Origin of the sequence: Saccharomonospora amisosensis, from assembly GCF_011761185.1 — a bacterium.
GTDB classification, from domain to species: Bacteria; Actinomycetota; Actinomycetes; order Mycobacteriales; family Pseudonocardiaceae; genus Saccharomonospora_A; species Saccharomonospora_A amisosensis.
Window position 1 is genome coordinate 2,779,381 of record NZ_JAAOYM010000001.1, and the last position, 19,613, is coordinate 2,798,993.

Consider the following 19,613-nt stretch of genomic DNA (forward strand, 5'->3'; position numbering starts at 1 on the left):
TGTCGCCGCCGAACGCCCACCACACTGTGGCCGCGCCGTCACTCACCCACCGATGTCGGCACCGCCCTCACTTGCCGACGTCGGATCGTGCCGCCGCGCTCACGATGCGGCCACGATCGCCGTCCGTGATGATGCCCGCCGCCACCAGCTCGCGGGTCAACGCCTGGACGTGATCGACGAACTCGCCGTGGTTGGCGTACTCGGCGTCCTCGGCGATCAGATCGTTGATGGTGCACCCGTTGCCGGTGTCGACGTTGGCGACGCCGGTGTCGTAGTCGCCGATCGTCACCGTCGGCCGCTCGTCGGAATCGGGGCAGGCATCCGTGGGATCGACGACGACGATGAAGGACACCGCTCCTTCCGCGGTGTTCTCCGCGTTGTCAGTGGCCCGGTACCGGACCGTGTGCTCCCCGGGCCGGTCCACCGTCACAGGTCCCTCGTACAGCCGGAACTCGCCTTCGTCGACGGCGTACTCGACGGCGGCGATGCCCGACCTGGCGTCGGTCGCCGAGATCGTCACCGTCGCCGAACCCACGTAGTCGCCCCGCTCGTCGGTCTCGCCATTCACCTCGGCCGACACCTCAGGCGGCGTCGTGTCTCCCGGGTCGGCTTCGACCACGGTGAACGCCACCGAACCAACTTCGGAGGTGTTGCCCGCGTTGTCGCCGGCGCGGTAGCGCACCGTGTGCTCGCCTGCCTGGTTCACCACGATCGGCTGGGTGTACTCGGTGAAACCCTCGCCGTCGAGGGCGTACTCGACGGCGGCGATGCCCGACCTGGCGTCGGTCGCCGAGATCGTCACCGTCGCCGAACCCACGTAGTTACCCTGCCCGTCGGTCTCGCCATTCACCTCGGCCGAGACCTCGGGCGCCGTGGTGTCGTCCGGCGGCGGTTCCACCACGGCGAACGAGACCGAGCCGGGCTGCGAGGTGTTGCCCGCGGTGTCCGTCGCCCGGTACCGCACCGTGTACTCCCCCGGCCGGTCGAAGGTGACCGGTGTGGTGTAGGCCTGGAACGCACCCGCACCGATCGCGTACTCGACACTATCTACTTCGGACTCAGCGTCCTGCGCGGCAAGCGTCACCGTCGCGGAACCGAGATAGTTGCCGCCCGCGTCCTGCTCTCCCGCGACCTCGGCGATCACCCGTGGCGGTGTGGTGTCGCCCGGCTCAGGCGGTACCACGGTGAACGACACCGAACCCGCCTGGGAGGCGTTACCCGCGTTGTCAGTGGCCCGATACCGCACGATGTGCTCACCCACAGTGTCCACGACCACCGGAGCCGAGTAGGTCCGGAAGCCGCCACCGTCCAGTTCGTACTCCACCGATGCCACGCCGGAACCGGTGTCGTTGGCCGCTACCGTCACCGTCGCCGAACCCACGTAGCCGCCCTGCCCGTCGGTCTGTCCGCCCACCTCGGCCGACACCTCGGGCGGCGTCGTGTCTCCCGGGTCCGGCTCCACAACACTGAACTGCACCGACCCGGTCGGCGATGTGTTGCCTGCGTTGTCCGTGGCCCGGTACTGCACGGAATGGTCACCGACGCGGTCCACCGTCACCGGACCGGTGTAGGGCTGAAATCCCGTGTCGTCGATCTCGTACTCCACCGACGCCACGCCGGAACCGGCGTCGGTCGCGGTCACGGCCACGGTCGCCGAACCGAGGTAGTTTCCCTGGTCGTCGGTCTGGCCGGTCACCTCGGCCGACACCTCGGGAGCCGTGGTGTCCGAGCCATCGCCGGTGACCACGAGGACACCGGTCATCTGACCGTGCCCCGGCATGTCGCAGTAGTAGCGGTATTCGCCTGGTGAGAGGTTGACGTTCACCTCGTACCTGCCCTCGTTGGCGTCGAAGGGGCTGGCGAGGATGTTGACGTCGACGTCGTGGTTGTAGCCCGGTGTCGAGGTGTCGAATGTCAGCGTGTGCGGCAGGCCGGTGGTGTTCCCGGTCGCCGTGCTGTTCTCGAACACGATTGTCGCCGCCCCCGCCGTCGCCGTGCTCGGCGCGGAGGCGTAGGAGGTGATGCTGTCGTTGGCCGTCCAGGTCAGTACCTGTGCCAGAGCGGTCTCGGCCGCAGGCTCCGGCGTCCGCTGTGCCGCCGACGCGGGCGCCAGCCACAACGTCGCCACCAGTAGTCCCAGTATCGCCACGGCGAACCGGCCCGCCGCGGCGCGAAGGCGCGCGATCGGCCCGGGTTTTCGTGGTGTGGCGGAAGGTAATCGTGAATACATCGAAGTGCCGCACCTCTCGTGCTCCCGGCGCACGCGCCGGGTAGTGGGGTTGGGGAGCCTGCCGGCGCGGGTGGCGACCACCCGCGCCGGCAGGCTTGCTCGGTTACAGCGGCCGTACCCGGATGTTGCGGAACTCGATCAGGTCGCTGTCGCCGTGGTTCTGCAACCCGATGAAGCCACTGCCGAACTGGCGCAGGTCCGTCGGCGGGTCACCCGCCCGCGAGGACTCCTTGCCCGGCGTGTTGTCGAACTCGTTGATCACCACTCCGTTGCGGATGATCGTGTAGTGCTGCCCGACAACCCTGATCTCGTAGTCGTTCCACTCCTGTTTCGGGGTGACCCCGGCCCGGTCGAGAGCCACCGGATCGAAGTTGTAGATCGACCCGGTCTTCTGCGGTTCGCCCGGCGCACCATCGTATATCTGCACCTCTTGTCCACAGTAGATCGCGACCCAGGCGTGGGAGTTCCTCGCCGCTCCCGTGTTCGCGCATTCGGGCCGCTGCTCCTGCGGAGTCCTCGGGTCCGGGAACCGGACGAACACGCCGCTGTTGGCCCTGTGGTCCTGCGGTGACACGTCACGGAACCGTAGCTTCAGCGAGAAGTCGCCGTACTCCTTCGCCGCGTACCACAACATGCCGAGCCCTCCGGAGCTGCGGATGGAGCCGTCCGGCTGCAGCCGGAAGTTTCCGCTGGGAGCCTGCTGCCAGCTCTGCAACGACTCGGCCGTACCGTTGAAGATCGGCTCGTATCCGGTGTCCGACTTCTTGCCGATGCCGGACTTCGCCGCGGCACCGGTAAGGGCGGCGGACTCCCTTCCGGTAAGCACACCGTCCTTCTTCAGCCTGTCGACGACCTCACTGACGTGGCTGACGAAGTCACCGTGGTTGCGCCAGGTGCTCTCGTCGTCGATGAGGTCGTTCACCGTGCAACCGCCCGCGACGTCATGGTTGGTCACGCCGGTGTCGGTGTCACGCAGCCACACCGTCGACCGGTCGTCCGGAACCGAGCACCCCACGTCGACCTTGACGGTCGTCGTGGCCTTCTCACCGTCGGCGTAGGTCACGGTGAGCTTCGCGGTGTAGGTGCCGATCCAGTCGTAGGCGTGCACCGGGTTGGCCTCGTCGGAGGTGGTTCCGTCGCCGAAGTCCCAGTGGTAGGAAACCCCGCCGGACCGCTCTCCGGTGAAGGCCATCGTCAGCGGCTTGTTCTGCAACTCGGTCACCGACGCGGTGGGCTTCGGCGTCGGCTCGCCGCCGTTGTAGGTGATACGGATCAGCTTCTGGTTGTCGTGCAGGCTGAAGAAGCCGCCCGCGTAGTCCAGCAGGTACAGCGCACCGTCCGGGCCGAACTTCGCGTCCATCCAGCTCTGCAGCTGCTCGTTGCCGCCGCCAGAGCGAATGATCTCGCGCAGGTCCTCGGCGAACAGTGGCGGGGCCTGCTCGGTGATCCGTTGCGGGTCCACCGTCACCGCGACCCGGTTGTTCGGGTTGCACTCGTCACCGATGAACCACTTGTTGTCCCAGTAGGCGGGCCATGCGACCGCGCTTTCGGCCGCTACCTGCGAACGGTGGTAGGTCGGACCGTCCATGATGGCCTGGCAACCACCGGTGAGGTACGGCTGGGTGTAGGTCGCGTCCTCCTCGTTGTAGGTCGGGATTCCGCTGCCGTCGGCGCGCTCGGGGAATACCGGGCCGCCGCCCTGCGGCGAGTACCAGATCATGTTGTCGCGGGCGGGCGGGATGTCGACCAGCCCGGTGTTGCGTGGCGAGTTGTTCTTCAGATTGTCGCAGTCGTACCAGCCGGTCAGGATCTCGGCGTCGGTGTTGCTGCGGTCGCGGTAGGGTTGCCGGTCGCCCATGCAGTACGGCCAGCCCTGGTTGCCCGCCGAGGTGATGATGGTCGCCGTCTCGTACTTCGCCGGGCCCAGCTCCGGGCTGGGCGCGCCCGCGTCCGGACCGACCCATGCCGCTGTCAGCCAGTCGTTGACCTTGTCGTAGGCGAGCCGCGAGATGTTGCGTACACCCATGACGTAGATCTCCGGCCTGGTCTTGTCACCGGGGTCCTCCGCCTCCGGGAACAGGTTGCCTTCCGGGATGGTGTAGGTCCCGTCGTCCTCCGGGTGAATCCGCAGGATCTTTCCGTTCAGGTCGTTGGTGTTTCCGGACGTGCGCCGCGCGTCCTGGAACGACACTCCCTTGTAGTCCTTGGTCCAGTTGTTTCCGGAGTAGCCGCTGGACCCCTGTGAGGAGTTGCTGTCACCCACTCCGATGTAGAGGTTTCCTTCGTTGTCGAATGCCATCCCGCCGCCCGCGTGGCAGCAGCTGTGGATCTGGGTGTCCCACCGCAGCAGGTCCTTGCGGGAGCCGAGGTCGAGCGTGCCGGTGCGCGCGTCGTAGGTGAAGCGCGACACCGTTCGCTGGCCGATGCGGTTGTCGGTGTCGATGGAGTCGTGCGGCATCCAGTAGACGTACATCCAGCCGTTGTCCGCGAAGTCGGGGTCGAGCGTGATGCCCAGCAGGCCTTCCTCGCTCTTGATCAGCTCGTCACCGCTGCCGCGGTTGCCGAACACCTCCAGCGTGGTCACCAGCTTGACCTGCTTGCTCCTGGGGTCCCACTGGTGAATGGTGCCGCAGCCGAGGCCGACGTCGGGGTTGTCCCAGCTCGGGATCGGACCACTGGGGCACGCGGCCTTGCCGACGTAGAAGACCGTCCCGTCGTCGGCGATGGTCAGCCCGTGCGGCTCGCCGATCTGGTCGAGCTGACCCGGCTGGTTCTTGCCAGTCAACCGCTCGATCTTGTAGTTCGAGGCGATGGTGGCCTGGCAGTCGCCGCGTACCAGTCCGGTGGTCCACTTCAGAGCGCCGAGCAGGTGATCGAGAAACTTCTGCTCGCCGTAGCCTGCCTCGGTCCCGCCCATTCCGGTGTAGAACGAACGGCCGCCGTCGAAGTCGCGGCACCACGAGACGGGGTGGAAGGCCCCGTTGCCGTTGTTGCCGGGGTCGTAGGTGTGCTCCTGCACCTGCGCGACGGTGTGCACCTCGCCGATCGGATTGGTGTCCCAGTTCAGCCACTTGTCGGTGCGGGTCCAGGTGAGTGGCAGCCCGTCGTTGGCGGGGTGCTGCCGGTCGGTCACGCTCACGACCGCTTCCTGCGGCCGTGGCGGGGGCGGTGGTGCCGCGTCCGGGGTGAACAGCTCGAGCTCGGCGAGCTGCACCAACGGTTCTCCGCCGTTCGCCTTCACCTCGAACCGGAAGTACTGGTAGGCCTCGGTGTTGTCGATGTCGAACTGTCTGGTCTGGAACCGATCGGGGAAGTTCTGCCCGGTTCGGCTGTCCAGCTCGGTCCAGCTCTGCCCGTCGGCGGAGGCACTCAGCGTCCAGTCCTTCGGGTCACGGCCGGGGAAGTCGTTGGCCGAGGTGAGCGCGTAACGGGAAACCGCCGCGGGCTCCGCCAGCTTCATGGTGACCCAGCCGGTCGGCTCGAACGTCAACCACTTGGTGTTGACCTTACCGTCGACGAGCTTTTCCTTGGTCTCGTTCGGCGGGTTGTCGCCGCTGGCGTCGATCTCGACGACTTCCTCGGGGAGGGCGCGGGCACCGGCGGGGCGAGCACCGATGAGTCCGGTGAACCAGTCGGAGCGGGCCTGCGCCTTGGCGGCCTCCCGGACGCCGAGGAACCCGCCGCCGCCCTGCACATGGCTTCGCAGCGCCGCTTCCTGTGCCGCGTTCAACTCGGCCCCCTCCGAGGAGAGGAACACGACACCGCGGTAACGGCGCAGGTTGTCCGGGGTGAACACGCCTGGGTCGACGGCCTCGTCGACGTTGATCCCGGCACTGCCCGCGAGGCGTTCGATCGCGTCGGCCGCCTTGCCGACCGGGTCGGTCTGCTCGGCGGCAGGTCCGTGGAACAGCAGTACGTTCACGCCGCCACCGGCATCCTGCTCTGCCGAGGGCTCCGGCTGCTGTGCCGACACGCCGGTGGCGGGGATGGTGGCCAGCCCGAGCGTGAGCACCGTTGTGGCCAGCATGGCAATGGTGTGCCGTAACGGTTTCGGGCCCGCCCGCCCGTCACGGGGTAGAGCTGATGATCCTCTTCGACTCATCCCTACTCCTTAATCGAGGTTTTCGCGTGCCGGGCCTACTGATCGCCGTGCCGGTGGTAGCGGTCGAGCGCCTTCTGGGCGCCGTCGGGCATGCTGCCGTCGGCATTGCGGACCAGGAACACACCTGCCATCCCGCCGTCGGAGTGAAACTGCACGTGGCAGTGGTACATCCAGGCGCCGGGGCCGACACCCTCGCCCGCGATGACCTGGAAACCGAAGGAGTCACCGGGGTTGAGGTCGCGATTGTCGATCACCCGGCTCGGGTCGTTGGGTCCCTCCAGGTAACCGGTGCGGTTGTCCGCCCAGCGATGGGCGTGCAGGTGGAAGGTGTGGAAGTTGTTGCCGTGCCCGATCGCGATGAACTCAACGCGCTCGCCGAGGTTGGCCTCGAGCACGGGCACGTCGGGCGCGACCCGGTTGTTGATGGTCATGTCGTTGAACACGACGGTGTACTGCCGGTCGGGCAGGATGTCGCCCTTGCGCCGGACGACGAGTGCGCCGTACAGCCCCTTGCGCAGCCCCTCCGTGCCGTGGTCGCCGCCCATGGCGTGGTCGTGGTAGTGCCAGTAGCCTGCGCTGCCGGGCAGCCACAAGCTGCCCGGCCCCTTGGCGGGCGCGCGGGTACGCCAGACGTAGGTGCGGGTCTCGCCGGGTTCGTTGAAGGAACCGTTGAGTGGGCTGCCGTCGGAGTCGACGCTGTAGTCCACACCGTGCGGATGGATCGAAAGCCGGCTGTCCGTGTTGTTCACCAACTCGATCTCGAGGGTGTCGCCCTCCCAGATCTCCAGCACCGGACCGGGCACACTCGCCTCGTCCGGCGAGAGGCCGTAGCCGATGAGGCCGTCCGGCAGCGGTTGGGCGTACATGGTGACGCGCCTCGTCCGGCCGCCCACGGTGTTCGCGGACTCAGCGGCGAGAGCCAAGGGCATACCGCCCGCTGCCGTCACCACGACCGGCGTGGCGACGCCAACGGCCGCGCCCGCCAACATCGAGCGCCGCGAGACCTTCCGTCCGAGCAATGTCGTGCGAGCGTGCTGCTGCCTCATGGCTCTCCGTTCGCTGGACGGGCAAGGGTTCAAGCCGCCGCGTGCGGCAACCCGGCCGCTGAAGGCCGCGCCGAGCCGGACTCCGAGGCGTCACGTGGGAGCGCGGCCCCGCGTATCGCTCCCGCTCTGAGGTCCGGTTCACCGCTACCCGCCTTCCGCGCCGAAGGATTCCGCCGGGATGCCTACCCACTTCCGATGTCCATGGTTATATCTAAGATTGTCATCGTCTAACTTATGATGACTTTCGACATAAGTGGATCCGGCGAACGGAGTAAGTCTCGCCGCTGTTCTGTCTCCTACCGGCGAGCCCGGACAAGGCTGTGGCCGCGGCGGCGACTGCCACCACGGCCACGAGTCAGACCACGAGTCAGGCCACGATCTCCGACGCTGCTCAGAGCCTTGCCGTCGCGCGGACGTCCAGGTTGACGAACCGTGCCTCACCGTCGCAGAGCTTGCCCAACCGCTCGGCGAACCGGGCCGTCGCGGGGTGAGCGGAGTTCGTCATCGCCTCGGCGTAGCCCGGGAACTCGACGATCTCCAGGTAGGTGTTCGGCCGGTCGCGGTCGGCCGCCAGCAGCGCCCACCGGGCGGTGCGGTCCGCCCCGATGGCTTCGGCCCACTCCGCGGTCAGCGTCTCCACCTCGTCGATTCGCTCGGTGCTGAACTCGATCAACTGGATGAACGCGCCGGGCTCGGTGTCCGCGACCGGCTCGTCCCGCAGTCCGGCTCGCAGGCTCTCGCGCAACTGCGCGTCGTCGGTGTGTCCATGCACATCCACGGCGTGCAGCACGGCGGCTCGCATGAGTTCGTCCGCTTCCCCGCTCATCGCCAGCGTGCACCCCGCGACACTGGGCGTCTCCCGACAGTCAACATATTTTCTGGTCATTTCGACCTCCCTTTCTGCGAAGGTGTCAACCTTGACTTCAGCACCGGGAAGTAGGAGCGTCGATACGTAGATCACGCATCTATCGCACGAAGAACACGTCATGCACATTCCGCTGAACACCGTGCGGCGCTGCGTAGCCGTTGTGGACGCGCTGGCCGACCTGACCGAGCCCGCGCGGTTCGCCCAGGTCGCACTGCCGGAGCTAGCCCGGCTGATCCCGTGCGATGTGTTGACCTACAACGAGATTGACCTTTCGGCGATGATGGTCAGTTATGCGGATCTGTTCCACGCGGCGAGCGCGGCCGCGAATCCGGCCGTGCTCGATACGTTCGACGAAGAATCGCTGCTCGACCGTTTCGCGGTAGCCGATGACACCGAGGCCCTAAGGATTCGCGATGTCGTCGGCCGCGCGGAATTCCATCAACCCGACGTCCATAGAAGAATCTGGCGAACCGTTCTGATGGGGCACAGACTCGCCTGCACGGTCGGTCCTTCCGGAAAGCTCGTCGTGGGTATCGCCTTCAACCGCGTCGAGGTGCCCTTCGCCGACACGGAACGTGCGGCGCTGGCGTTGCTGCGCGCCCCCATGGCCTCGGCCCTGCACCGTGCCGGAGAACGCAGGGAAGCCACCGCGTCCCCGGCCGCCGGGCCGGACCTGAGCGCACGCGAGCGCCAGGTGCTGGACCTGGTCGCCGCTGGCAGGACCAACGCGGCGATCGCCCGCGCGCTCGCCGTCAGCGCGCGCACCGTGGAAAAGCACCTCGAGCACATCTACCGCAAGCTCCAGGTCGCCGATCGCGCGGCAGCGGTCGCGGTCACGCACGCCATGCGCTGACCATCCCGGACGATCACAGCTGCCGTAGCAGCCCAGTCGGTCGACAGATTCGCCCGCACCGGCCGGTTCGTAGCGTCGCGGCCATGCCTACGAACAACCTCGACGCCAGTCCCCCACGACCTCGAACCCGATCGAGTTGGGCGCCGGTGGTGGCGCTCGCCTTCGCGATGCTCGTCGTCACCTCAGAGTTCAGCATCGCGGCGGTGGCGCTTCCCGACATCGGTGCCGAGCTGGGCGCCGCTCCGTCGGTGGCCGCATGGGTGCTGCTGGCCTACGCACTGCCGATGGCCGCGATCTCCATCCCCGCCGGCCGCTGGGTGGACCGCGCCGACCCGGCGCTGGTCATCGCGACGTCGATGGTGGGTGTCGCGGTGAGCAGTGTCCTCGCCGCACTGGCACCCGCCATGTGGATGCTGCTCGCGGCCCGGCTGCTGCAGGGGCTCGCCGCAGGGCTGACCTTGGCGGGTTACCTGCCGGTGATCGCGGCCAACGTGGACCCCGACAAGCGAGGCCGGGCACTGTCCGTCGTCGTGACGATCATGACGGTCGGTGGTATGGCGGGTGCCTCGCTGGGCGGGGTGCTCGCCGGCGCATTCGGCTGGCGCTCGGTGTTCCTGCTGAAGTTGCCACTCGTCGCGGTGGCGGTGTGGCTGTTACTGCGTGTCACCGGGAAGCGGCGAGGAGGACTTCCCCGGCCCGACGCCGCACTGCTGCGCGAGGCCGCCGTCCTGTCCGGCGCCGTCGCGTCACTGCTTCTCGCCATCGACCTGCCGGCGAAACAACCGGCGCTCGCCGCAGGCTTCGGGCTCGCCGCGATCGCACTGGTCGCACTGTGGACCCGGCTGCCGCAGTCACGCCAGGTCGTCGATCTGCTTCGGGCCCGCACGTTCGGTTTCACCATGGCAGGGCTGTTCCTGGTGTGCTTCAACGCGGGGGTGCTGACCTTCCTGCTGCCGTACTTCCTCTCCGACGTGCTGGATGAGGGGCCAACGGCCACCGGCACGCTGATGCTGGTGTTCATCGCGGCGGTATCGGCGATGTCGCCCGTGGGCGGATGGCTTGCCGACCGCACCGGCCCACTCACCGTCGCCGCCTCGGGGGGTGCCGCGACCGTGGCGGCGACGTTGCTGCTGCTCACACTCGGGCCCGGCAGCGGGCTACCGACTCTCGGCTGGCAGCTCGCGCTGATCGGAGCGGGCTTCGGCCTGTTCAACACTCCGATAATCACCGCGATCCTGGCGAGCGCACCCGCTGAGGGGACGGGTACGGCGGGCGGCGTCAGCGCGACGGTGCGAATGGTGTCGCAGACGGTCGCGCCCGCGGTCACCGCGCTGTGCTGGACAGTGGCCGGTGGCGGGCTCACCGGATTCCGAACCGGGGTTACCGTGCTGGTGGTGATCCAGGGCCTTGGGGTGCTGGCGCTGCTGGCGGCGCGGCGCGGGCGCTGAGGATCAGCCGCGGCGCGCGCGGGCGCGCCGCTTGCCCTCGTGCATGGCGCGCACCCGAGCGACGGGGATGGTGTGCCCTTCCGCGACGAGGTCGTCGGGAAGTCGCCGCCGCGGCGGCATCGCCCGCGCCCACGGGTCGCGGCCTTCGACGAGCGAGGGCACGGTGCGCAGCGTGAAGTCGGCAGGCCGCACCCGGTCGAGGTCGGTCCAGTCCAGCGGGAACGACACGGGTACACCCGGCCGCGACCTCGGACTGTAGGCGGCCACGACCGTCGCCGAGCCCGCCCTTGTGGAGTCGAGGAAGACCCTGCCGCCTCGGTCCTCACGGATGAACTCCGTGGTGGCGATTCGGGGTTCCAGCCGGGCCGCGCGGGCGGCGAGGGCACGGGTGGCGGCGGCCGCGTCGTCGGCGGCAACCCCCTCGACGGGCACGAACACGTGCAACCCCTCGGCCCCGCTCGTCTTCACCGCCCCGCTCAGCCCGGCGTCGGCCAGCGCCTGGCGCACCAGTTCGGCCGCCCTGACGGCGCCGGAGAAGTCCTGCCCCGGCGGGTCGATATCGAGCACCAGATGGGTGGGGCGGGCCAGATCGTCGGCGAGCGCGAGCGTGGGGTGGTACTCCACGGCCCGTTGGTTGGCCAGCCACAGCAGGGTTGCGCGGTCGTCGCACAGCGGGTACGACACGTCGCGCCGCGACGACTCCGCCCATACCGAGACGCGTGGCACCCAGTCCGGGGTGTACTTGGGAAGGTTCTTCTGCATGAACGGTCGCTGCCCGCGCAGCGCTCTGACCACCGACAGTGGCCTGCCCCGCAGGACGGGCAACAGCACCTCCCGCATACCGTCCAGGTAGTCGACGAGGTCGCGTTTGGACGCATCGGCGCCGTCGAACAGCGGTTGGTCCAGGTTGGTCAGCCGTACCCCGGCCCGCTCGACGGCAGCATCGGCGTCACTCATCGCAAGGCCCCTCCGGTTCGCGCGGGCGGTCAGCCACACCGCATGTCGGCGAGCTCGGCGCGCCGACGTCGCAAGTATGCCTGCTCCGCCAGGTTGCCGGTGCGTTCGATCGCGGCGGCGTACGCGCTCGCCGCCTCGTCGGTACGGCTGAGGCGGCGGAGCAACTCGGCGCGAACGGCGTGGTAGAGGTGGTAGCCGTCCAGTTCGAGCCCGTCCACCAGAGCGAGCGCCTGCCGCGGGCCCACCGCCTCGGCGACGGCCACGGCGCGGTTCAGCGCGACCACCGGTGTCGGGGATTGGGCGGCGAGCTGGTCGTACAGCAGCACGATCTGTCGCCAGTCGGTGTCGCGCACGCTCGCCGCTTCGCTGTGCACGGCATTGATCGCCGCCTGTATCTGGTAGGGCCCCGGCCTGCCCCAGTGCAGGCAGCGGCGCACCAGCCGCTGCCCCTCGGCGACGAGCGCGCGGTCCCACAGCGCGCGATCCTGCTCGGCGAGCGGCACCAGGTCGCCTTCCCGGGTTGTGCGCGCCGGCCTGCGTGACTCCAGCAAGAGCAGCAACCCGAGCAGGCCGATTACTTCGGGTTCGTCCGGCAGCAGTTCGGCGAGCATGCGAGCGAGCCGGACGGCCTCCTCGCACAGACGGGTCCGCACCAGCGCGGAGCCGGAACTGGCGGTGTGTCCTTCGTTGTACACCAGGTAGATCACCGCCAGTACCGCCGACAGCCGCGCAGGCAGGTGCGCCTGGGCGGGAACCCGGTACGCGATCCCGGCGTCGCGGATCTTGCCTTTCGCCCGCACGATCCGCTGCGCCATGGTGGCCTCCGGCACCAGGAACGCCCTGGCGATCTCGGCCGTGGTGAGCCCACCCAGCAGGCGCAGGGTGAGCGCGACCCTGGCGCGAGGAGCCAGCGCGGGGTGACAGCAGGTGAAGATGAGCCGCAGTCGGTCGTCACGCACGGGGCCCTCCTCGGCGGGCTCGGCCGCGGCGTGCAGCAGCGCGGCCTGGCTGTGTCGGTGCGGCCTGCTCGATTCCCGCCTGAGCCGGTCGATCATGCGGTTGCGGGCGGTGGTGATGATCCAGCCTGCCGGGCTTGGTGGCATCCCCTCGCCGGGCCAGCGCCGCACGGCCTCGGCGAAGGCGTCCTGGACGGCCTCCTCGGCGAGATCGATATCGCCGAGGGCGCGAACCAGGGACGCCACCGCCCTGCCGTACTCCTCGCGAAACACGCGCTCGACCGATCCGGCCGTCGGCGTGGTGTGGCTGGAACTCACCGCCGGTTCACCCGCAACTGCCGTACTCCATGGGCCTGACCTCGATCGGCAAGGTGGTCGCCTTGGCGAGCTGGCGGCCCCACTCCAGCGCGGCGTCCAGATCCGGCGCGTTGACGACGGTGAAACCGCCGATGTGCTCCTTGCCCTCGATGAAGGGGCCGTCGGTGGTGAGCACCTCGTCGTCCTTCGCGCGCACGACGGTGGAGGTGTCCGGTGAATGCAGCCCACCGGAGAACACCCACGCTCCTGCTGCCCGCACCTCGGCGTTGAAGGCCTCCACGTCGCGCATGATCGGCTCCAGCACCTCGAGTTCGGGGGTACGGCCGTCGGGCTGGTAGATGCTGAGCAGGTACTGCTTCATGTTGTCGTCCTCTCCGGTTCGGTTTCGGCTTCCTCTCACCGGCTACACGAACGGCGCGGTTACGAATCGACAGGGAACCAATAGAGAGTGACTCAGGCCACATGAGCGGGCCGCGGCTGGCCGCGCGCAAGCCGGGTTGAAGGCCGACCCCATTGTCCCTCGACCGCGTTTGTCCCTGCCTTCGAGAGTCAACCAATAGGTACCCCTGCGTGACTTCGTAGGAGTGACGAAGGAGGAAATGATGACGGTGCCCACCAGCTCGATCGAGCAGCACCCTGATCTCGTGAACCTCCAGGTACGGTACGAGCGGGCCGCGAAGACCCCGCAGGCCCAGTTGGTGGACGGCCTCACCTTCCTGGGTGGGCTCTACATCGCGATCGGGCCGTGGGTCGTGGGATTCACCAACTTCCCCTCGCTCGCGGTCACCAACCTCATCACCGGCCTCGCCCTTGCCGTCCTGGCCATCGGCTACGCCGCCGTGTACAGCAGGATGCACACCCTGGCCTGGGTGGCACCACTCATCGGTGTCTGGACGATCATCTCGCCGTGGGTGGTGCTGGGCAGCGCGGCGACGACTCCGACCATCATCAACAACGTCATCACCGGTGGCGTCGTCACGCTACTCGGAGTCGGCGTACTCGCCGTCGGGATGACCGGCGGCGGCAGGCGCCGCCAGCGATGAAAGCCAGCTGCCGCAACCGCCGAAACGGGCGCGGCCCGGCTGCTGCCGGGCCGCGCCCGTTTCCGTCGTGAACCCGCTGTCCACTGAGCCGCTACCGGCCGCTAACGGCTGCCCGCAGGTGAGCCGCCCACCTCCACCGGGGGCGGCTCACCGATGACCAGGTAGGCGGTGAAGCCCTCCTCGGTCACAGCCAGCGTGACGCGATCGCACAGCTGATTGGCCAGCCACAGGCCGAGGCCACCCTGGGACCGACTACCTTCGTCCGGCAGCAGACCCGCGAACGGGTTCCTCGGTCCGCTGCCGCAGTCGCTGACGGCGACCGCCATGCGGTTGTGATCCACCCACGCTCGCAGCAGCACTGGCGGCTTGCCGTGCACCTTGGCGTTGGTCACCGCCTCGCTCACGCCGACGACAAGGTCGCTCACCGATCGCTCGTCGAGGCTTGTGTTGGCCGCAAGCACACCCACCACGTGCCGTGCGTGCGCGAGAGCGGGGTTCTCCAGCCACAGGTCGGGGCGCCTGCGCTCCAGCGGCGCCACCTCGCAATCGGCACGTTCGGACAGGAATGTCGCAGGCTCGATGTAGTGCGGGTTGGGCCGGTACTCCTGGCCGGGCAACGCCAGCCACCCGTGAGTGCTCTGCACGTCGGCCAGCACGCTGTCGGGAGCGTTCTCGGCGTACGGGCACAGCACCATCACCGGTAGCTCGGCGCAGAAGTGGTTGATGGCGGCCTCGTAACGAACCCAGCCGTCCCACGGCACACCGACGCCGGGATGCGGCACGTCCCCGACGACCCGGACCGTTGGCGCGCCCGCGGCCGCGTGTGCGGCGAACAGGTCCCGGTTGCGTCGCAGCGCGTCCAGCGGTCGCTCGTACTGCTGCGCTCGACGCAACGTCATGACCTCGTCGGCATCGTCGCCCAGCGCCTCGCGCACGAGCCCCTCCAGCCGTGGCTCCACGCCGAGCAGTGTCGGCTGCCCCTCGGCCAGCCCTTCGGCGAGGAAGGGCACCACAGCGTCGAGGAACTCCTCGTCGGAACCGTACAGAACGGCCACATGAGTGAAGCCGCCCTTGGCTTGCGCCCCCGTGCTCATCAGTCGGCTACTTCCAACCCTGGTAGGTCTTGCCACCACAGCCGCAGAATCCGCCGCAACGGCGTAGGTGGATCGTGCAGAATAAGGCGTCGAGGGGCCAGCCGCGCGGAAAGCTCCGCGAGCGCGCGTACCCCCGCGACATCGATGAACGTCAGCCCCTCCAGCCGCAACGTGATGTCGCGATCGCCGGGAAGCTCCGACAGCACCGACAGCGCCGTCTCGAAGGAGTCCCGTGAGACGAGGTCGATCTCGCCGGTCACCGACCAGCTACCGTCCTCCTCGGCGAACACACCGCAGGCCGACCCGATTCGCGCGCCATGCCGAAGCGGGTGTACGAGGCACAACGCCGATGCGGCTGCCGCGCTGACGAGGCGCCGGTCGTAGCCGCACATGGACAGCATCGGCTCGGTCGCCATCACCCGGTCGATGCCCACCTCGTAGCCGACGAACCTGCGCGCCGCGTGCTCGGCGTCGACGCCCACGAACAGGGAGGTCGCCTCAGCGGCCACCCGCAGGCACCCGAACCCCGCACGCACCGCCGTCGCTGTCAGCTCCTTGAACATGGCGATCTGCTCGTCGGCGGTGAAGTCGTCCACCGAGCCGTACAACTTGGCCAGCGGCAGCAACTTGAGCTGTCCACTGCCCAGCATGGCGTCGCGGGACGAAAGCGGCGCCAGGTCGTCGGCGAGTTCGGTCTCGGCCTTGTCCGCCACGTAGAGCAACCGCTGACCGGCCACGGCGCCCTCGCGGAAGAAGCGGATCATGGGTTCGGTCCAGCTTCGCCCGCCCTGGTGGATCCAGCACACGTGGTCGTGCCTGTGCAGGCCGACAGGTGCGCTGGTCGTACCGGAACGACGCATTGGGTCAAGGTTAGTACCCGGGCGCGTGCTACGCCGTCTCTCGCCGATCCCGTGTCCGATCTCACCGGGGGCGCGTGGCGCCTCCCGCCGTCAGTGTCGGGCGCTGCCCCTGCGAATCCGTCTGCGCAACTGCAGCACCCGAGCTCCGCCGGGCAACGCCACCAGCAGGGCTCCCGCGAGCGCCGAGAACAGCATCGCTACCCCCAGCGGCACACCCCAGGACATGCCGAGGAAGCGGACAGTCACCGATTCCATGTTCTGCACGATGAAGATCAGCAGCAGCACCAGTAGCAGGGTCGCGATGATCGCGCTCACCCAGATGCCGCTGATCCGGGTTCTGCCTACCACGGCCTTGGTGTCGGTATCGATGCGACGGGTGCTCCCCGAGTCGTCGTCTGCCGGAGTGCTCACCCTGCCATCATCGCTGCCGGTGGAGCCGTTCGCAGGTCGAGAGCGCACCCTGCAGCCTCAGCGGGCCGAAGTGGTCGACAAGACGGGCTCCACGGCCGCCTTGCCTTCCACGGCTGGCGTCACAGGGTGCTTCAGGAGTCCGCTTTGCTCCGCGGGGAAAGCTGGTGCTGCTCCGTAGAGGCCTCGTAGTTGGCGATGCGGCACTGGTCGCGTCCGCCGGTCTTGGCGCCGTACACGGCGGTGTCGGCCGCCATCATCAACTCGTCCAGCGTGCCGATCCCGTCGCCGGGGAACAGCGCACCGCCGATGGAGACGGTGACGCGGATGCGCTCCCGCTCACCGTGCTCGGTGTCTCCCGGTTCGATGTCCACGACGAGGTCCTTGATCCTGCGCCGGACCCGCTCCGCGATCTCCAGCAGGTTCCCGCCGTCGCGGACGTCGGGGATCACCACGGTCAGTTCCTCACCGCCCCACCGGCAGCAGGTGTCGTCGGAGCGGATCTCGCCCGCCAACTCCCGGGCCACGGCTTCGAGCACCTTGTCGCCCGCGAGATGACCGTAGGTGTCGTTGACCGCCTTGAAGTGATCGATGTCGAGGATGAGCAGGCCGACGTTGTCGCCGGTACGGCGTGCCCGGTCCAGCGCCTGCTCCGCGACCGTTCGCCACCACTTCACCGTGGTGAGACCGGTCTTGGCATCGACTCGCGAGGCATGCTGGTACTGGTGCAGCAGCACTCCGCGGTGCATGACGACCAGGGCGAGCACGATGGCCGCCAGTACGAGCGGCTGGGTGAGCAGGACTGTGGCGGCGGTCAGGCCGAGTGCCATGGCCCCGGCCTCCAGCCACTGCTGTGAGAAGTTCGCGAACAGATCGCGGACCGGCCGTGCCGGGTCCGACAGCGCGATGGCCACCATGACCAGACCGCAGTTGAGGGCCCAGCGCAGCGCTCCGGCGAGCACCACCACCCCCATTTCCAGCAGCCCGGCGGGCAGTGCCGGCTCGGGAAGTCCCGGGTAGGTTTGCATGCCCAGCGCGAGCACGGCGACGGCGGCATGCGTGCCGATCAGTACGGTCGCGCAGGCGAACACCCAGCGGTGCGCGCGGATGGGGCGCTGGCTCGGCCACACCCGCCACCAGGCGAGCAGGTAGGTGAACACCACCATCGCCGTGGCGAGCAGCGGCGGCAGGATCAGCACGGCGGCGAACGACCACAGGCCCTTGGTGTCGACGTAGGCGATCGACTCGTGCTTGAGGTACTCGCGCCTGCGCTCGATCTGGCGTGTCATCTCGATCGAAACGACGGCGCAGGCCGCCAGCACGCCGAACCACAGCAGGTCACGCTGCGACACCGGCACCAGAAACGCTGTTGCGACGCTGGTGACCAACGCCAACGCGCTGACCGCCAGCACGTAGCGACGTACCGCCGCGGGCGCCTTCCACAGCCCCCATCCCGCGACCCAGTTCCGTGGCCGAGCGAGCACCACTGGCTCCCACCTGCTTCAAGACGGATGATTAATCGTGCCGCTTCACAGTATCCGAATGTGCACGCCGCGTCCCCACCTTCGTGGGACGCCCCGAAGGTTCATGCCGAATACACCCGGTTGGACTAACGACCTAGCGTGTCATCACTGCGAGCGAGCGTCCACCCGAAAGGAGGTGTAGACGAATGCGAGACAACAACTGGACGTGACGACCGGATGCAGCCGGTAACCCGCCATGCCGGGCAGCCAACCACACAGCGGAATGAGGTGAGTCCCGTGCGTGACAACAACTGGACCTGAGCGCCGAATGCGGCGCAAGGACGCAACCGCGAGCCCCTGACCCGCATCCCGAAAGGAGGCAAGAGCCCGATGCGTGACAACAACTGGACCTGAACACCCACCACCCACACCCACCACACAGAAAGGAACCACCCCATGCGCGACAACAACTGGACCTGAACACCCACCACCCACACCCACCACACAGAAAGGAACCACCCCATGCGCGACAACAACTGGACCTGAACACCCACCACCCACACCCACCACACAGAAAGGAACCACCCCATGCGCGACAACAACTGGACCTGAAGGCTCGCCTCGCCCGGGTCCGCGAGACGCGGATTCGGACACCGAGCTAACCGGCGACCTCGTCTCCTGCTTCACCCCGGTCGACGCTGCCTCGATCAGCGGGAGGCGGTGCCTGCCCGGACGACGCACGCGACCACGACAGGCTCGCACCCGCACCGACAACGGTGCCGAGTACCGCCGCGGCCGTAATCACGACAATCGGCGATAGCAGCTGGGCCACCAGCCCGGAAACAACGATGGCGAGGCCCTGCGCGGCGCGCAGTGACGCGATGGCGACGCCGACCGCGTGCCCGCGTTCCTCAGGCGGAACCTCCGCCACGTAGGCCGCCTGGGTCACCATGTCGTGCGCGGAGAACGCACCACTGGCCGTCCACAGCAGCACAAGGACCACAAGCCCTGGCTGCCATCCGGTCGGCACCAGCACGAGGCTGCTGGCCACCGTCAGCGGCCCGAGCAGCCGTAGCCGCCGGTCCGGCGACATACGTTTGAGCACGAGCATGCCCAGCACCGTGCCCACCGGGTTGGCCGCGAGCAGCCAGCCCACCGCCGCCGTACCCGCGCCGATCTGGTCCGCCACGGGTACGGCGAGGCCCTCCGGCACGACGTAGAAGCCGGAGCAAGAGGCGATCACCAGCAGCGCGCGGAGTCTGGGGTTACCCGCCACCACGCGCCAACCCCTGGTGACGCCAGACCAGCGGCGCCGCGCAACGGTGGGAGCGGCGCCGGGCACGGGCGGGTGCGCGCGCACCCCGAACCTGATCACCAGTGCCGACAGCACGAACGTGGCCGAGTCGACCCACAACGCGCCCGCAGCTCCGATCGCGTCGACGACCACCGCGCCCGCGCCGAACCCGATGACCAGCCCGGCCTGGTATGTCATCGAGATGACCCCGATCCCGATAACCAGGCTGTCGCCTCGCAGAATGTCGGGCAGCACGGCCTGCCTGGCGGCGGAGAACGGGGCCGCCAGTAGTTGCACCACGACGAGCAGCCCGACCTGCCCGGCGAGCGGAACACCGGGCAGCGCCATCACCGCCACCACGACACCCCTGGCGACATCCGTCGCCACCATGACGCGCCGGCGCGGGTAGCGATCGGCGATACCCGCCAGCAGCGCGCCCCCGAGGAAGTCCGGCACGTAGCTCACCGCGTAGGTCACCGCGGCCAACCCCGCCGACGCGGTCCTGTCGTAGACCAGGATCGTCAGCGCCACCCGCGCCAGCTGGTCGCCCGCCACGGACAACGTGTGCGCCAGCCAGAGCCGACGGAACTCGCGACTGCCGAAGACGGCACGATAGGTCGCCGGTTGTTGACTCATAGGAACCACAGTTTGGCGCTTCTTACCCGGATCGGGG

Annotated in this window: 15 protein-coding genes; 3 read left to right on the forward strand and 12 right to left on the reverse strand. The window is 68.5% G+C overall.

The window, feature by feature from the left end:
• Window positions 1-67: 67 nt before the first annotated feature.
• The 4 genes from FHU38_RS13555 to FHU38_RS13570 all read right to left on the reverse strand — a co-directional run bounded on the left by FHU38_RS13555 (window position 68) and on the right by FHU38_RS13570 (window position 8,264).
• Window positions 68-2,230: an OmpL47-type beta-barrel domain-containing protein gene (locus FHU38_RS13555; protein ID WP_167171056.1), complete on the reverse strand. Its 2,163-nt coding sequence runs from the start codon at window positions 2,228-2,230 to the stop codon at window positions 68-70.
• A gap of 103 nt (window positions 2,231-2,333) precedes the next feature.
• Window positions 2,334-6,332, reverse strand: coding sequence for a ThuA domain-containing protein (locus FHU38_RS13560; protein ID WP_167171058.1), 3,999 nt, complete (start codon window positions 6,330-6,332; stop codon window positions 2,334-2,336).
• A gap of 35 nt (window positions 6,333-6,367) precedes the next feature.
• Window positions 6,368-7,378: a multicopper oxidase domain-containing protein gene (locus tag FHU38_RS13565; RefSeq protein ID WP_167171061.1), complete on the reverse strand. Its 1,011-nt coding sequence runs from the start codon at window positions 7,376-7,378 to the stop codon at window positions 6,368-6,370.
• Window positions 7,379-7,769: 391 nt separating this feature from the next.
• Window positions 7,770-8,264, reverse strand: coding sequence for a DUF1059 domain-containing protein (locus FHU38_RS13570; protein WP_167171064.1), 495 nt, complete (start codon window positions 8,262-8,264; stop codon window positions 7,770-7,772).
• Between the two features lie 142 nt (window positions 8,265-8,406).
• On the opposite strand from FHU38_RS13570, the gene FHU38_RS13575 reads away from it, so the two are divergent.
• Window positions 8,407-9,099 (forward strand): helix-turn-helix transcriptional regulator, encoded by a 693-nt coding sequence (locus tag FHU38_RS13575; RefSeq protein WP_313886764.1) that lies wholly within the window; start codon window positions 8,407-8,409, stop codon window positions 9,097-9,099.
• 83 nt (window positions 9,100-9,182) lie between these two features.
• Window positions 9,183-10,547, forward strand: a complete 1,365-nt coding sequence (locus FHU38_RS13580) for an MFS transporter (protein ID WP_243852249.1) — start codon at window positions 9,183-9,185, stop codon at window positions 10,545-10,547.
• 3 nt (window positions 10,548-10,550) lie between these two features.
• On the opposite strand, the gene FHU38_RS13585 is transcribed toward FHU38_RS13580, so the two are convergent.
• From FHU38_RS13585 to FHU38_RS13595, 3 genes are read right to left on the reverse strand one after another with little or no spacing between them, the layout of a single operon-like run.
• Entirely contained in the window at window positions 10,551-11,504 is a 954-nt protein-coding gene (locus tag FHU38_RS13585) for a DNA polymerase domain-containing protein (RefSeq protein WP_167171067.1), read from the reverse strand.
• A 29-nt stretch (window positions 11,505-11,533) separates the two neighbouring features.
• Window positions 11,534-12,778: an RNA polymerase sigma factor gene (locus tag FHU38_RS13590; RefSeq protein ID WP_167171070.1), complete on the reverse strand. Its 1,245-nt coding sequence runs from the start codon at window positions 12,776-12,778 to the stop codon at window positions 11,534-11,536.
• Window positions 12,779-12,785: 7 nt separating this feature from the next.
• Entirely contained in the window at window positions 12,786-13,139 is a 354-nt protein-coding gene (locus FHU38_RS13595; RefSeq protein ID WP_167171073.1) for a YciI family protein, read from the reverse strand.
• Between the two features lie 223 nt (window positions 13,140-13,362).
• Here FHU38_RS13595 and FHU38_RS13600 point away from each other — a divergent pair, with 223 nt between their 5' ends.
• A complete protein-coding gene (locus FHU38_RS13600) occupies window positions 13,363-13,821 on the forward strand; it encodes an SPW repeat protein (RefSeq protein WP_313886765.1) in 459 nt (152 codons plus the stop codon).
• Between the two features lie 101 nt (window positions 13,822-13,922).
• On the opposite strand, the gene FHU38_RS13605 is transcribed toward FHU38_RS13600, so the two are convergent.
• From FHU38_RS13605 to FHU38_RS13625, 5 genes are all read right to left on the reverse strand, one after another.
• Entirely contained in the window at window positions 13,923-14,915 is a 993-nt protein-coding gene (locus FHU38_RS13605; RefSeq protein ID WP_167171077.1) for a sensor histidine kinase, read from the reverse strand.
• A complete protein-coding gene (locus tag FHU38_RS13610) occupies window positions 14,915-15,775 on the reverse strand; it encodes an MEDS domain-containing protein (protein WP_167171082.1) in 861 nt (286 codons plus the stop codon). The genes FHU38_RS13605 and FHU38_RS13610 overlap by 1 nt, the downstream gene beginning before the upstream one ends.
• Window positions 15,776-15,865: 90 nt before the next feature.
• On the reverse strand, window positions 15,866-16,186 hold the full coding sequence (locus FHU38_RS28000) for a lipopolysaccharide assembly protein LapA domain-containing protein (RefSeq protein WP_167171085.1): 321 nt from the start codon (window positions 16,184-16,186) through the stop codon (window positions 15,866-15,868).
• 131 nt (window positions 16,187-16,317) lie between these two features.
• Window positions 16,318-17,667, reverse strand: a complete 1,350-nt coding sequence (locus FHU38_RS13620) for a GGDEF domain-containing protein (protein ID WP_167171088.1) — start codon at window positions 17,665-17,667, stop codon at window positions 16,318-16,320.
• A gap of 637 nt (window positions 17,668-18,304) precedes the next feature.
• On the reverse strand, window positions 18,305-19,576 hold the full coding sequence (locus FHU38_RS13625) for an MFS transporter (RefSeq protein WP_167171091.1): 1,272 nt from the start codon (window positions 19,574-19,576) through the stop codon (window positions 18,305-18,307).
• Window positions 19,577-19,613 lie beyond the last annotated feature (37 nt).

What these genes read in the sequence shown, in the direction of transcription:
- FHU38_RS13555 (WP_167171056.1), bottom strand. Translation starts at nt 2,230, where the DNA reads ATGTATTCACGATTACCTTCCGCCACACCACGAAAACCCGGGCCGATC.
- FHU38_RS13560 (WP_167171058.1), bottom strand. Translation starts at nt 6,332, where the DNA reads ATGAGTCGAAGAGGATCATCAGCTCTACCCCGTGACGGGCGGGCGGGC.
- FHU38_RS13565 (WP_167171061.1), bottom strand. Translation starts at nt 7,378, where the DNA reads ATGAGGCAGCAGCACGCTCGCACGACATTGCTCGGACGGAAGGTCTCG.
- FHU38_RS13570 (WP_167171064.1), bottom strand. Translation starts at nt 8,264, where the DNA reads ATGACCAGAAAATATGTTGACTGTCGGGAGACGCCCAGTGTCGCGGGG.
- FHU38_RS13580 (WP_243852249.1), top strand. Translation starts at nt 9,183, where the DNA reads ATGCCTACGAACAACCTCGACGCCAGTCCCCCACGACCTCGAACCCGA.
- FHU38_RS13585 (WP_167171067.1), bottom strand. Translation starts at nt 11,504, where the DNA reads ATGAGTGACGCCGATGCTGCCGTCGAGCGGGCCGGGGTACGGCTGACC.
- FHU38_RS13595 (WP_167171073.1), bottom strand. Translation starts at nt 13,139, where the DNA reads ATGAAGCAGTACCTGCTCAGCATCTACCAGCCCGACGGCCGTACCCCC.
- FHU38_RS13605 (WP_167171077.1), bottom strand. Translation starts at nt 14,915, where the DNA reads ATGAGCACGGGGGCGCAAGCCAAGGGCGGCTTCACTCATGTGGCCGTT.
- FHU38_RS13610 (WP_167171082.1), bottom strand. Translation starts at nt 15,775, where the DNA reads ATGCGTCGTTCCGGTACGACCAGCGCACCTGTCGGCCTGCACAGGCAC.
- FHU38_RS13625 (WP_167171091.1), bottom strand. Translation starts at nt 19,576, where the DNA reads ATGAGTCAACAACCGGCGACCTATCGTGCCGTCTTCGGCAGTCGCGAG.